The organism is Rhodococcus sp. P4_C10, from assembly GCF_056402135.1.
This window is the reverse complement of sequence record NZ_JBFUHZ010000014.1, coordinates 151,052-164,834: the sequence shown is the minus strand read 5'-3', so window position 1 is coordinate 164,834 and position 13,783 is coordinate 151,052. Positions and strand designations below refer to the sequence as shown.

The window sequence follows — 13,783 nt, the reverse complement described above, 5'->3', positions numbered from 1 at the left end:
TCTGGTAACCGGGTGAGACGGGTGTTGCGGGGATGGTCGGGAGTTAGCCGGCGGGGCCGTGGCGACCGGCACGGGCCAGCGTCATGGTCTCGCCGAGCAGGTTCGTGACCCACTCGGCCTCGGTCAGGAAGCCGTCGTGACCGTCCTTGGAGTTCACCACCCGCAGGCCCTCGCAGCCGGCGAGGTGGTCGGCAAGCTCCTCCTGCTGGCGCAGAGGGTAGAGCCGGTCCGAGTCGACGCCGCCGACGATGACCGGGACGGTGCACCCGGCCAGCGCGGCGTCGATGCCGCCGCGCCCCCGGCCCACGTCGTGCCGGTTCATCGCCTCGGTGAGCAGGACGTACGTGGCCGGATCGAAGCGTGCCACGAGCTTGTCGGCCTGGTGCTCGAGGTAGCTCTGGACCGCGTAGCGGCCGCCGTGCCACGGGTCCTCGCCGGGCTGTGCGACGTTGCCGAACCGGGTGTCGAGCTCGTGCTCGGTGCGGTAGGTCAGGTGCGCGATCCGGCGCGCGATGCGCAATCCGGCCCGGGGGACCCGGCCGGTGTCGTGGTAGTCGCCGCCCTGCCAGTCGGGATCGCTCGTGATGGCCGCGATCTGGGTGGTCTGGGTGCCGATCTGGTCGGCGGTCGCGCGGGCACCGACCGCAAGGATCAGCGCGGACGCCACCCGGTCGGGATGGCCGACGGCCCACTCGAGGGTCCGCATGCCGCCCATCGAGCCGCCGATGACGGACGCGAACCGCTCGATGCCGAGCACGTCGGCGAGCGCCACCTCGGCGGCCACCTGGTCACGGATGGACGTCTCCGGGAAGCGGGACCCCCACCGACGGCCGTCCGGTGCGAGCGTCGTCGGCCCGGTGCTACCCCGGCAGCCGCCGAGCACGTTGGTGGCGAGGACGCACCACTCGTCGGTGTCGAGCGGGGCGCCCGGTCCGACCATGCCGTCCCACCAGCCGGGGGAGGGGTGGGACGGACCGGCGGGTCCGGTGACATGCGAGTCGCCGGTGAGTGCGTGTTCGACCAGCACCACGTTGTCGCGCGCGGCGTTGGGCACCCCCCATGCCTGCAGGGCCAGTGTCACCTCGGGCAGCACGGCGCCGTTCTCGAGCTTCAGCTCGCCGATGTCGACGCTTGTCAGGCGTCCGTCCGGGGCGGGGAAGGCCAGAGCCTGCCGCCCCGAACGGGCGCCTGAAAAGGAGCTGACGGTCAAGATGTCGCCGCCTCGAAGCCGGTCTCGAGGTCGGCCAGGATGTCGTCGATTCCCTCGATGCCCACCGCGAGCCGGACCAGGCCCGGCGTGACGCCCGCTGCCAGCTGCTCCTCGGGGCTCAGCTGCGAGTGGGTGGTGGATGCGGGGTGGATGACGAGGGAACGCACGTCGCCGATGTTAGCGACGTGGCTGTGCAGGGAAAGGGCATCGACGAACTTCTTGCCCGCGTCGATCCCGCCGGCCAGCTCGAACGCCACGATGGCGCCCGGGCCGCGCGGGGCGAGCTGCTGTGCCCGCTCGTGCCAGCGCGAGGACGCCAGCCCGGCGTAGGCGACCGAGGTGACCTCCGGCCGGTCCTGCAGGAACTCGGCGACCCGCTGCGCGTTGGCCACGTGCCGCTCCATCCGCAGGCTCAGGGTCTCGAGCCCCTGGCCGATCAGGAACGCGTTGAACGGCGACACCGCCGGGCCCATGTCGCGCAGCAACTGCACCCGTGCCTTGAGCGCAAAGGCGGGCGCGCCGAGGTCGGCGAACACCACACCGTGGTAGCTGGGGTCCGGGGTGGTGAAGTTGGTGTGCCGGCCCTGGGTCCAGTCGAAGTTGCCGCCGTCGACGATGACGCCGGCGATGGCGGTGCCGTGCCCGCCGAGGTACTTCGTCGCCGAGTGCACCACGATGTCGGCGCCGTGCGCGAGCGGCTGCAGCAGGTAGGGCGACGCGACGGTGTTGTCGACGATCAGCGGGAGGCCGTTCTCGTGTGCGACCGCCGCGATGCCCGGGACGTCGAGCACGTCGTTCATCGGGTTGGAGATGGTCTCGCCGAAGAAGGCCTTGGTGTTCGGCTGGATCGCCGCACGCCACTGGTCGAGGTCGTCGGGATCCTCGACGAAGCTCACGGTGACGCCGAGCTTCGGCAGGGTGTAGCGGAACAGGTTGTAGGTGCCGCCGTAGAGCCGCGGGCTGGAGACGATGTGGTCGCCCGACTCGGCGATGTTCAGCAGCGCCGTGGTGGCGGCGGCCTGCCCGGAGGAGAGCAGCAGCGCGGCCACGCCGCCCTCGAGCGCCGCGATCCGCTGCTCGACGGCATCCTGCGTCGGGTTCATGATCCGGGTGTAGATGTTGCCCGGCTCCGCCAGTCCGAACAGCGCCGCGGCGTGGTCGGTGTTGTCGAAGGTGTACGACGTGGTCTGGTAGATCGGCAGCGCGCGGGCGTTGGTGTTGCTGTCGGCGGACGCACCGGCATGGATCTGCTTGGTCTCGAAGCTCCAGGCCGAGGTCGGGTCGGGGGTGGTGGTGTTCTCGCTCATGTGGGCTCTGCTCCAGGAGAAGATGGGGGAGGTCGGCGCGGTCAGTGCGCCTGGACCAGGCGCGATCGGTGCGCCGATGGACACATGGGGACTGTCAGCGAGAGCAACACACGGTGAACCTCCGGTGGGTCGTGGCCCGGTCTGTGGGTCCGTCCCGACGGACCCGCGCTTGTCATCCGACACTTCTGCTTCGAACAACCAGGTCTTCACCCGGGGCACCCCACCGCGGATGGAGGGTTGCCGACCAGCGAGCCGGGGCTTGACGCTGGAACTCTTGACCTGCCGCCGATCGTAGCGCCACCGGGTACGGGGCGGTCAGCCGGGCGTCAGTGACCGGCGTTACAGGACTAAAGTGCTGGCCGCCCGTATTCACTCCGCGACACGCGCCCACCGGGCGCGAGTTCGCCCGCCTGTGATTCGCCCACCACCTTGGGGAGAACCGATCGTGAAAGCCGCCGCAGGGGCGCTGACCCGGGGTCTCACCGCGCGTCACATCCGATTCATCGCACTGGGATCCGCCATCGGGACCGGGCTGTTCTACGGCTCCGCGGAGGCGATCGAGAAGGCCGGCCCGTCCGTGCTGCTCGCGTACCTGATCGGCGGCGCCGCGGTGTACATCGTGCTGCGGGCGCTCGGCGAGATGGCGGTGAGCAACCCGGTGTCGGGGTCGTTCGGCGAGTACGCCAGCAAGCACCTGGGGCCGCTGGCCGGTTTCGTGACCGGCTGGACGTACACCTTCGAGATGATCGTCGTCTGTCTGGCGGACGTGACCGCGTTCGGCATCTACATGGGCTTCTGGTTCCCGGACGTGCCCCGGTGGATCTGGGTCCTGGCCATCGTGTTCTTCATCGGCGCGATGAACCTGCTCAGCGTCCGCGTGTTCGGTGAGATGGAGTTCTGGTTCACCCTGGTCAAGGTGACCGCCATCGTCGCGATGATCGTCGGCGGTGCAGCCATCCTGATCTTCGGCTTCGGCGTCCACGACACCAGCGTCGGGGTGAGCAACCTGTGGACCGACGGCGGCTTCTTCGCCACCGGGTTCGGCGGCTTCGTGGCCTCCTTCGCGATCGTGATGTTCGCCTTCGGCGGCACCGAGATCATCGGCATCACCGCGGGGGAGGCGGAGGACCCCGCGCACACCATCCCGCGGGCGGTCAACACCGTGCCGGTCCGGATCGTGCTGTTCTACGTGCTCACCCTCGCCGTGATCATGGCGCTGAACCCGTGGCAGGAGATCGGCTCGGAGGGCAGCCCGTTCGTGGAGATCTTCTCCGGGCTCGGGATCGGTCCGGCCGCGACGGTCCTCAACATCGTGGTGATCACGGCAGCGCTCTCGGCGATCAACAGCGACGTCTTCGGCGCCGGCCGAATGATGTACGGGATGGCCCAGCGCGGCCAGGCGCCGGCGGTGATGAAGCGGGTCTCGCGCAGCGGGGTGCCGTGGATGACCGTCGTGGTGATGACCGGCGCGCTGTTGCTGGCGGTCCTGCTCAACTACCTGATCCCGGACCGGGTGTTCCTGGTCATCGCGTCGATCGCCACCTTCGCGACCATCTTCGTCTGGCTGATGATCCTGCTCGCGCAGTACGCGTCGCGGAAGCAGATGAGCGAGGACGAGGTGGCCGCGCTGCGGTTCCCGGTGCCGTTCTGGCCGTACGGGCAGTGGGCGGCATTCGGCTTCCTGCTGTTCGTGGTCGCGGTGCTGGCGGTGGTCGCCGACACCCGGGTGGCGCTGGTCGTCGGCCTGGTGTGGTTGGCGCTGCTGACCGTCGCCTACCGAGTCTTCGTGGCGCGGCGGCCGGCGGCGCAGGAGGACGAGCCGGAACCGGTGCCGCTGGCCTGACCGCGGAACCGCGGTGCGGGCGACGATCCGGCGGCGGGTCGCCGGCCCGGCCCGGTACCTGGCCCCGGAGATCGAGGCGGCCGTGCAGGTGGCGGCGTCCGGCGCACTGCTCGACAGCGCCGAGGCGGTGAGCGGGCTCGGCTGAGGCGCTCAGGCCTTCGGCGGCTCCTGTACGAGCGGCGCGGCGGCGGCGAGGATCGCGGCGCGGTCACCGCCGGGCGGCGGATAGATGCGCCGGCAGTTGATGGTCTGCTTCGTCGCCTTGGCGGCGGCGCCCGTGGTGACGACCCGCCGGTCCCAGCCCTCCGTGTAGACGGCGCCGGCGGGTCCCAGGTCGAGGACGGTGACGTACCAGGCGATGCGCAGGGTGATCATCGGCGCGCCGATCAGGTCGGCCACCACGTTGTGCCCGGCGATGCGTCCCATCGGCCGCCCGTGCTGGCAGGACATCACCGAGGGCCGGCCCGCGTCGACCATCGCGCGCGCCGAGTCTCCCGCCGCGAACACCCCGGGCTGGCCGGGTAGTCGCAGGAACTCGTCGACGTGCAGACGCCCGAGACGGTCGCGCTCGACCGGGAACAGTCGCGTCAGCGGACTGGCGCGCATGCCGGCACACCAGATCACCGTGCCCGCGGGAACGTCGGTACCGGAGCCGAGCCGGATGCCGGTCGGGTCGATCGAGGTGATCTCGGTGCCCGGCCAGGCCTCGATCCCGAGTTCGGCCAGCGCGCTGTCGATGACCGGCCGGGCCGAATCGCCCATGTCCGAGCCCATTCGGGGGTTGTGGTCCGCCAGGATCACCCGGGCGGGGCCGGACTGACCGGCCCGGTCGAGAACGGTCCGAAGCCGGCCGGGCATTTCGGTTGCGGTCTCGATGCCGGTCAACCCGGCACCGACCACGACGACGGTGAGCTGCCCGGGGTGCGGTCGGGCGTCGGCCAGGGAATCGAGGTGCGCCGTCAACCGGGCGGCGTGGTCGTAGGTGTCGACGTCGAACGCGTGCTCGGCGAGCCCGGGGACGGGCGGGCGGGCGAGTTCGCTGCCGAGCGCGAAGACCAACCGGTCGTACGGCAGGACCCGCGGCCCCGCGGCCGTCCCGACGGTGACGCACCGCCCGGGCAGGTCCACGCCGGTCACCTCGCCCCGGACCAGGTCGACGCCGATGGGGTCCAGGACGTCCGCGAGCGGGACGCGGGCCGGCCCGATGTCGGCCTCGTAGTTGCGGACCCGGATGCCGTGAAATCCGTCGCGATTGACCAACGTCACCCGTGCCACGTCGGGTCCGGCGCCGAGCTCGTCGAGCTTGCGGGCGGCGCCGGCCGCGCTCCACAGGCCCGCGAAACCGCCGCCGAGAATCACGATCCGCTGGGGGTTCATGTCGCGGGTTCCGGTTGCGGGCGACCGGTGACCACCCGGTGGATCAGACGGGCCGCGGTCCGCGCCGTGCGGTTGTCGATGTCCAGCACGGGACTGAGCTCGGCCACCTCGAACAGCGCGAGCTTGCCGCTGACCGTGACGAGCTCGCACACCCGCGAGACCACCTCGAGGCCCACCCCGAACGCCGCCGGGGCGCTGACGCCGGGTGCGACCGCCGCGGGCAGCACGTCGAGGTCGACGCTCAGGTGTACCAGGTCGACCGAGCCGAGGAACTCCTCGACGAACGACTCGACCGCGGGCAGGTTCGACGGGCCGCACTCCTCGTCGAGCAGGTACCGCACGCCGAGCGCCTCGGCCCGGGAGAACAGGGCCGCGGTGTTTCCGGGTTGCGCTATGCCGAGCACCGCGTAGTTCAGCGAGCGGCCCTGCGCCGCTTCGTGTTCGGCCATCTGACGGAAGGGTGTCCCGGAGCTGGGCGCGGCGTCGTCACGCAGGTCGAAGTGGGCGTCGAGGTTCAGCACCCCCACCCGGGCACCGGCCGCGGCGGCGGCGCTGTGCGCGATGCCCAGGTAGCTGCCGAAGGCCACCTCGTGACCGCCCCCGAGGACCGTGACGAAGTGCCCGGCGTCGAGCAGTCCCGCGACCGCCGCGCCGAGCCGCTGCTGCGCGCCCTCGAGGTCCGCCCCGGTCACCGCCACGTCGCCGGCGTCGAACAGGCGCACCGGCCGCGCCAGCGCCGTGGACGCGAGCGCGTGACGCAGGGTCGCCGGGCCCCGGGCCGCGCCCGGCCTGCCCTTGTTGCGCCGCACCCCCTCGTCGCTGCGGAACCCGACCAGGACGCAGGCGCCCGGCGCCGCGCCGGCGTCGTAGGGGGAGACCGCGCCGTGCCAGCGCAGGTGCTCCGGCCCGGGTCCGTCGTCGCGCCCGGACCACTCGGGTGGGGCGATGTCCACTCCGGTCATCTCAGTCGTCCCTCCGTCCACACCTCACGCACCAGCGGGACCCCCGGCCGGTAGGCCAGGTACAGGTGCGACGGCGCGTCCAACGCGATCAGGTCGGCGCGCATGCCGACCCGGATGCTGCCGATGTCGCCCCGCCGCAATGCCGCCGCGCCGCCGGCCGTGGCCGCCCACACGGCCTCGTTCGGGCTCATCCGCAGCTCCCGCACCGCCAGCGCGATCGCGAACGGGATGCTGGTGGTGTAGGAGGTGCCGGGGTTGCAGTCCGAGGCCAGCGCGACCGTCACGCCGGCGTCGAGCAGCGCCCTGGCGTCGGGATACCTTCCGCGGGTGCAGAAGTCGGCGCCGGGCAGCAGCGTCGCCACGGTGTCGCCCGCCGCCAGCGCCTCGACGTCCGCGTCAGTGGCGTAGGTGACGTGGTCCACGGATGCCGCGCCCAGTTCGACGGCGAGCCGGACGCCCGGGCCGGGGCCGAGTTGGTTGCCGTGCACGCGCGGGGTGAGCCCGGCCGCGACGCCCGCCTCGAGCACCGCCCGGGACTGGTCGGCGTCGAAGGCGCCGGCCTCGCAGAACACGTCGACCCAGCGGGCGTGCGGCGCGCACACCGGGATCATCCACTCACACACCATCTGCACGTAGTCGTCCGTGCGGCCCTCGAATTCCGGCGGGGTGACGTGCGCGGCGAGCAGTGTCGTCTCGTCGGTGCAGGCGGCCGCGATCGCGAGGCTGCGCAGTTCGTCCGCGACGGTCTGGCCGTAGCCCGACTTGCACTCGATCGTCGTGGTCCCGGAGCGCAGTGCCTCGGCGACCAGGCGGGCGGTGTTCGCGCCGAGTTCGGCATTGGTGGCGGCGCGGGTGGCGGCGACGGTGGCGCGGATGCCGCCCGCACGGTAGGGGACACCACTCACCCTCGCCGCGAACTCCTCCGCCCGGTCGCCGTAGAAGACGAGATGTGCGTGGCTGTCGACGAATCCGGGCAGGGCCGCACGGCCGCCGAGGTCGTACCTCGTGTCGGCGCCGCCGCCGGGCAGGCGCGAACGCGGCCCGACCCACTGGACGATCCCGTCGCCGAGCACCACCGCGGCGTCGTGGATCACGCCGAGCGGGCCGGTGCCCGCCGCGGGGTCGTTGGTGACGAGGGCGCCGATGTTGTCGACGACCACCCAGGGGTGCCCGGGCACGCCGTCACCGCTCCCACATCGGGATCCGGATGCCGCGCTCGGCGGCGACCTCGGCGGCCCGCGGGTAGCCGGCGTCCACGTGCCGGACCACCCCCGTGCCCGGGTCGTTGGTGAGCACCCGCTCGAGCTTGCGGGCGGCCAGTTCGGTGCCGTCGGCGACGCACACCTGACCGGCGTGGATCGAGCGGCCCATCCCGACGCCGCCGCCGTGGTGGATCGACACCCAGGACGCCCCGGAGGCGGTGTTGAGCAGGGCGTTGAGCAGCGGCCAGTCGGCGATGGCGTCCGAGCCGTCGGCCATCGCCTCGGTCTCGCGGTACGGGGACGCGACCGAGCCGGCGTCGAGGTGGTCGCGGCCGATGACGACCGGGGCGCTCAGTTCGCCGGACGCCACCATCTCGTTGAGTCGCAGACCCGCCAGGTGCCGTTCGCCGTAGCCGAGCCAGCAGATCCGGGCGGGCAGGCCCTCGAACCGGACCTTCTGCCCGGCGAGGGTGAGCCACCTCCGCAGGTGCTCGTCGCCCGGGAAGAGGTCCGCGACCGCCCGGTCGGTGGCGGCGATGTCGGCCGGGTCGCCGGAGAGCGCGGCCCACCGGAACGGGCCGCGGCCCTCCTCGAACAGCGGGCGGATGTACGCGGGGACGAATCCGGGGAAGTCGAATGCCCTGTCGTAACCGCCTTTCCGGGCCTCGTCGCGAATCGAGTTGCCGTAGTCGAAGACCTCCGCGCCGGCATCCATGAAGCCGACCATCGCCGCGACGTGCCGGGCCATCGACGCGCGCGCCTCCTCGGTGAACCAGTCGGGGTCCCTCTCGGCCAGCCGGTGCCAGTCCTCGACGGTGACGCCGACGGGCAGGTAGCACAGCGGGTCGTGTGCGGACGTCTGGTCGGTGACGACGTTGATCGGCGCGTGGATCGCGAGCAGCCGGGGGAGCACCTCGGCCGCGTTGCCGAGCAGCCCGATCGACAGCGGGCGACCCTCGTTGCGGGCGAGGACGGCCATCTCCAGCGCCGACTCGACGCTCTCGGTCTTCGCGTCCAGGTAGTGATGCGCCATGCGGCGATTGATCCGGTCCGGGTCGCACTCGACGCAGATCGCGACACCGCCGTTCATGGTCACCGCCAGCGGCTGTGCCCCGCCCATGCCGCCCAGCCCGGCGGTCAGGGTGATGGTCCCCGCCAGCGAGCCCCCGAACCGCTTACGGGCGACCGCGCCGAACGTCTCGTAGGTGCCCTGCAGGATGCCCTGGCTGCCGATGTAGATCCACGAGCCCGCGGTCATCTGCCCGTACATGGTCAGGCCGAGCGCCTCGAGCCGGCGGAACTCCGGCCAGGTGGCCCAGTCGCCGACCAGGTTCGAGTTGGCGATCAGCACCCTCGGCGCCCACTCGTGGGTCCGGAACACCCCCACCGGCTTGCCCGACTGCACCAGCATCGTCTCGTCGCCGGCGAGGGTCCGCAGCGTCCGCACGATCGCCTCGAAGGCCTCCCAGTTGCGGGCCGCGCGCCCCGTGCCGCCGTAGACGACGAGGTCGTCGGGCCGCTCGGCGACGTCCGGGTCCAGGTTGTTCATCAGCATCCGCAGCGCAGCCTCCTGCGGCCAGCCGCGACAGGACAGTGTGGTGCCGCGGGGCGCGCGGACCGGTCGTGGGCCCGCGGCGGGATGCTCGTCCATCGTCAGCTCCTTTCGACGGCGTACATACCCTCCATCACACTCCGTCGGCGGCGTCGGCGACAGTGCCGCGGCGCGGCCGAGTCGAAACCCGCGCCGGGCCGGTCCCGGCGGCCCGGGTCGTATCGGGCGCCGACGACAACGCAGCGGGGCGGCGATCGGGCGCCGGGGGCGCCGAAACGGGGACTGGGAGACGTGCCCTAGGGTCTGGCCCGGCCGAGAACCCGTGGCCGGCCGGCGGCCCGTGGGTCGGCGGAACCGGGGGTGGCGCGATGGCGGTGGGTCTCGACAAGGTCGCGGCGGCGCAGCGGGCGCCGTCGCGGATCGCCGCGCTCACCGGGGTGCGTGCCCTCGCCGCCCTGCTGGTGGTGGGCACCCACGCCGCGTTCTGGACCGGTCGCTACACCCCGGACCTGCTCGGGGCGGTGTACGCCCGGCTCGAGATCGGCGTCACCGTGTTCTTCGTGCTGTCGGGATTCCTGCTGTTCCGGCCCTGGGTGCGGGCCGCCGCGGGGGCCGGTGCTGTTCCCGAGACGGGGACCTACCTGTGGCACCGGGCCCGCCGGATCCTGCCCGCGTACTGGGCGGTCGTGGTGGTCGTCTACGCGGTCTACCTGTTCCGGGACCCGGGGGTGACTGGGCTCGGCTGGTCGGGGTTCGCGCGCAACCTGACCCTGACCCAGATCTACCGGGCGGGGGACCTGCACGCGGGCCTGACGCAGATGTGGAGCCTGGCCGTGGAGGCCTCGTTCTACCTGGTGCTGCCCGCGCTGGGCGCGGTGGTGGTCGCGGCGGTCTGCCGCGGGCAGTGGCGGCCGTGGCGGATGGCCGCGGCGCTGCTCGGGATCGTGGCGGTCACGCCGCTGTGGACGGTGTTCACGCACGGGGACTTCGGTCTGCCCTACGTCGCGCGGTTGTGGTTGCCCGGCTTCGTCGCCTGGTTCGCAGGCGGGATGCTGCTCGCCCTCGGCGCGGCCACCGTGCGACGGTGCAACCCGTACGCGGCGGGCGGGCTGGCGCTGTACTTCTTCGCCCTGGCCTGCACCCCGCTGGCCGGTGAGGCGACCATCGTGCCCGCGGACGCGGGCGAGGCGGTGGTCAAGTCGCTGCTGTACCTGATGGTGGCTGTGTGTCTGCTGGCCCCGCTGGTCATCGGCGACGACGGCGGCCCGCTCGGGCGGGTGGTCGCGTCCGCGCCGGTGGTGTGGCTCGGCGAGATCTCCTACGAGTTGTTCCTCGTGCACCTGCTGGTGCTGGAACTGGTGTTCGCGGCACTGGGCTACGGGCCGTTCCAGGGATCGACGGCGCTGCTGTTCGCCTCGACCGTGACGATCTCGGTGCCGTTGGCCTGGGCCCTGCACCGGGGGATCGGTGCGCTCGTCCCCGACATCCGCGCTGACCAGCGCAAAGTTACCCGCCGGTAGGTAGTGGCGAGGCGGGGCGGGGCTTGCGGATCGAGTCGCTAGCAGTACGCTTGTCATGTTTGGCGCGGAAGCCTCGGTTTGTGCGCCTAGTATTGGGTTAACTGATTGAGATGCTTCGAGGCCTCGCCCACAAAGCGGGCCTCGAACCGTGTGACCAGGGGAAACTTCCTAGGAGGACGCGAAGTACACATGTCCAAGATCAAGGTTGAAGGAACCGTCGTCGAACTTGACGGCGATGAGATGACCCGCATCATCTGGCAGTTCATCAAGGACAAGCTGATCCATCCGTACCTGGATGTGAACCTCGAGTACTACGACCTGGGCATCGAGCACCGGGACGCTACCGACGACCAGGTCACGATCGACTCCGCAAACGCGATCAAGAAGCACGGCGTCGGCGTCAAGTGCGCGACGATCACCCCGGACGAGGCCCGAGTCGAAGAGTTCGGCCTCAAGAAGATGTGGCGTTCGCCCAACGGCACCATCCGAAACATTCTCGGCGGCACGATTTTCCGTGCGCCGATTCTGATCTCCAACGTCCCGCGCCTGGTCCCGGGTTGGACCAAGCCGGTGATCGTCGGCCGTCACGCCTTCGGTGATCAGTACCGCGCCACCGACTTCAAGGTCGGCGGACCGGGCACGGTCACCATCACCTTCACCCCGGAGGACGGCAGCGAGCCGATCCAGCACGAGGTGTGCCAGATGCCGGAAGACGGCGGCGTCGTGATGGGCATGTACAACTACAAGAAGTCGATCCAGGACTTCGCGCGGGCCTCGCTGGCATACGGCCTGCAGCAGAACTACCCGGTCTACCTCTCGACCAAGAACACCATCCTCAAGGCCTACGACGGCATGTTCAAGGATGAGTTCCAGCGGATCTTCGAGGAAGAGTTCAAGGCGGAGTTCGACGCCGCGGGCCTGACCTACGAGCACCGGCTGATCGACGACATGGTGGCCTCCTCGCTCAAGTGGGAGGGCGGCTACGTCTGGGCCTGCAAGAACTACGACGGCGACGTCCAGTCGGACACCGTCGCGCAGGGCTACGGCTCGCTCGGCCTGATGACCTCCGTGCTGATGACCCCGGACGGCAAGACCGTCGAGGCGGAGGCCGCGCACGGCACCGTCACGCGGCACTACCGCCAGCACCAGCAGGGCAAGCCCACCTCGACCAACCCGATCGCGTCCATCTTCGCGTGGACCCGGGGTCTCGAGCACCGCGGCAAGCTGGACAACACCCCCGAGGTCATCGGCTTCGCGCAGCAGCTCGAGGACGTCGTCATCAAGACCGTCGAGGGCGGCCAGATGACCAAGGACCTCGCCTCGCTCGTCGGCGGGGACCAGGGCTACCTGACCACCGAGGAGTTCCTCGGCGCGCTGGACGAGAACCTGCAGAAGGCGTACGCACTTCGCTAGTTCGCCAGGACTGACCCACGAAACGGGGCGCCCGGACATCCGGGCRTCCCGTTTCGTCGTCCCGGGACCGGCTCGCGGTACCCGGTGAGTGAACTCACACCGTCTCACCTGGCGCTTCCGCGGGCGCGGCGACCACCATTGACCCAGTGCAGTTGTCGTCGTCCAGACCCGAGCTCGAACCCGGCCCCACCCGCGGTGTCTCCCGGCGGTCGGCGATCCTCGCGCTGTGCCTCGGCGGCTTCGGCATCGGCACCACCGAGTTCGTCGCGATGGGCCTGCTGCCCGAGATGTCCAGCGGCCTCGGGATCTCCGAGCCGACGGCCGGGCACCTGATCTCCGCCTACGCGCTCGGCGTGGTGATCGGCGCGCCGACCATTGCCGCCCTGTCCGCGCGGGTGCCGCGGCGCACGCTGCTGATCGCGCTGATGGTCGCCTTCACCGTCGGCAACGTCGCGTCGGTGCTCGCGCCGTCCTACTCGACGCTGATGGTCGCGCGGTTCGTCGCCGGTCTGCCGCACGGCGCCTACTTCGGTGTGGCCGCGCTGGTGGCCGCCTACCTCGCGGAGCCCGGGCACCGGGCGAAGGCCGTGGCGACGGTGATGATGGGGCTGTCGGTGGCGAACGTGGTCGGGGTGCCGGTGGCGACGTGGATCGGACAGGGCCTCGGCTGGCGCAGCGCGTTCGCCCTGGTCGCCGTCATCGGGGTCGTCACCGTGGCCGCGCTGGCGGCCTGGATCCCGCGGCTCGACGGCATGCCGGTGACCAATCCCGTCACCGAACTCGGGGCGCTGCGGCGGGTCCAGGTGTGGATGACGCTGATCGTCGGCATGGTCGGCTTCGGCGGGATGTTCGCCGTCTACAGCTACATCAGCAGCACGCTGACCGAGGTGTCCGGGCTGGCGAAGTCCCTCGTCCCGCTCGCCCTGATGATCTACGGGGTCGGCATGGTGGCCGGCAACTACCTCGGCGGCTACCTGGCCGACCGGGCCCTGATGCCGGGACTGTTCGGCGCGATGGCTGCGATGGCGGTGATCCTGGCGGTGTTCGTGCTGGCCGTCAGGAACCCGGTGACCGCGCTGGTGTTCGTGTTCCTCGTCGGCGTCGCGGGCTCGTCGCTGGTGCCGGGACTGCAGACCCGGCTGATGGACGTCGCGGAGGACGCGCAGACCCTCGCGGCCTCCCTCAACCACGCCGCACTCAACATCGCCAACGCGTTCGGCGCCTGGATCGGCGGCGTGGTGATCGCCGCCGGGTACGGGTACACGGCGCCGGCGGCGGTGGGATCGTTGCTGGCCGTGGCCGGGCTCGGGGTGCTGGCGGCCGCCGTGATCCTGCAGCGCCGGGCCGCCGCAGCCGCCGCGATCTGATTTTCGCGATGCTCTTGGATACGGTGCTTG

At 71.3% G+C, this 13,783-nt stretch carries 11 protein-coding genes and 1 riboswitch; of the genes, 5 read left to right on the top strand and 6 right to left on the bottom strand.

What is annotated here, in order from left to right:
- Positions 1-43 precede the first annotated feature (43 nt).
- Both metX and AC1DWC_RS12360 read right to left on the bottom strand, forming a co-directional pair.
- The gene (metX, locus tag AC1DWC_RS12365) at positions 44-1,165 is read right to left on the bottom strand and encodes a homoserine O-acetyltransferase MetX (RefSeq protein ID WP_477908431.1); all 1,122 of its coding nucleotides are present in this window, start codon (positions 1,163-1,165) and stop codon (positions 44-46) included.
- Positions 1,166-1,206: 41 nt separating this feature from the next.
- The gene (locus AC1DWC_RS12360) at positions 1,207-2,517 is read right to left on the bottom strand and encodes a bifunctional o-acetylhomoserine/o-acetylserine sulfhydrylase (protein ID WP_477908398.1); all 1,311 of its coding nucleotides are present in this window, start codon (positions 2,515-2,517) and stop codon (positions 1,207-1,209) included.
- A 160-nt stretch (positions 2,518-2,677) separates the two neighbouring features.
- Positions 2,678-2,797, bottom strand: a riboswitch (SAM riboswitch).
- Positions 2,798-2,962: 165 nt separating this feature from the next.
- Between AC1DWC_RS12360 and AC1DWC_RS12355 the strand changes: the two genes are divergently transcribed.
- Together AC1DWC_RS12355 and AC1DWC_RS12350 are read left to right on the top strand one after the other, a co-directional pair.
- A complete protein-coding gene (locus AC1DWC_RS12355; protein WP_477908396.1) occupies positions 2,963-4,360 on the top strand; it encodes an amino acid permease in 1,398 nt (465 codons plus the stop codon).
- A 13-nt stretch (positions 4,361-4,373) separates the two neighbouring features.
- On the top strand, positions 4,374-4,505 hold the full coding sequence (locus AC1DWC_RS12350) for a hypothetical protein (protein ID WP_477908394.1): 132 nt from the start codon (positions 4,374-4,376) through the stop codon (positions 4,503-4,505).
- A 5-nt stretch (positions 4,506-4,510) separates the two neighbouring features.
- Here AC1DWC_RS12350 and AC1DWC_RS12345 read toward each other — a convergent pair whose 3' ends face one another.
- From AC1DWC_RS12345 to hutU, 4 genes are read right to left on the bottom strand one after another with little or no spacing between them, the layout of a single operon-like run.
- Positions 4,511-5,737 carry an NAD(P)/FAD-dependent oxidoreductase gene (locus tag AC1DWC_RS12345; RefSeq protein ID WP_477908392.1) on the bottom strand — a complete coding sequence of 409 codons (1,227 nt, stop codon included), beginning with the start codon at positions 5,735-5,737 and terminating at the stop codon, positions 4,511-4,513.
- The gene (gene hutG / locus AC1DWC_RS12340) at positions 5,734-6,699 is read right to left on the bottom strand and encodes a formimidoylglutamase (RefSeq protein ID WP_477908390.1); all 966 of its coding nucleotides are present in this window, start codon (positions 6,697-6,699) and stop codon (positions 5,734-5,736) included. Before hutG ends, AC1DWC_RS12345 begins: the two co-directional genes overlap by 4 nt.
- Positions 6,696-7,877 carry an imidazolonepropionase gene (gene hutI, locus AC1DWC_RS12335; protein ID WP_477908388.1) on the bottom strand — a complete coding sequence of 394 codons (1,182 nt, stop codon included), beginning with the start codon at positions 7,875-7,877 and terminating at the stop codon, positions 6,696-6,698. The genes hutG and hutI overlap by 4 nt, the downstream gene beginning before the upstream one ends.
- Positions 7,878-7,881: 4 nt before the next feature.
- Positions 7,882-9,552, bottom strand: coding sequence for a urocanate hydratase (hutU, locus tag AC1DWC_RS12330; RefSeq protein WP_477908386.1), 1,671 nt, complete (start codon positions 9,550-9,552; stop codon positions 7,882-7,884).
- A gap of 269 nt (positions 9,553-9,821) precedes the next feature.
- Between hutU and AC1DWC_RS12325 the strand changes: the two genes are divergently transcribed.
- From AC1DWC_RS12325 to AC1DWC_RS12315, 3 genes are all read left to right on the top strand, one after another.
- Positions 9,822-10,973 carry an acyltransferase family protein gene (locus AC1DWC_RS12325; RefSeq protein ID WP_477908385.1) on the top strand — a complete coding sequence of 384 codons (1,152 nt, stop codon included), beginning with the start codon at positions 9,822-9,824 and terminating at the stop codon, positions 10,971-10,973.
- 189 nt (positions 10,974-11,162) lie between these two features.
- Entirely contained in the window at positions 11,163-12,386 is a 1,224-nt protein-coding gene (locus tag AC1DWC_RS12320; RefSeq protein ID WP_072843708.1) for an NADP-dependent isocitrate dehydrogenase, read from the top strand.
- A 152-nt stretch (positions 12,387-12,538) separates the two neighbouring features.
- Entirely contained in the window at positions 12,539-13,753 is a 1,215-nt protein-coding gene (locus AC1DWC_RS12315; protein ID WP_477908429.1) for an MFS transporter, read from the top strand.
- Positions 13,754-13,783: the final 30 nt, after the last annotated feature.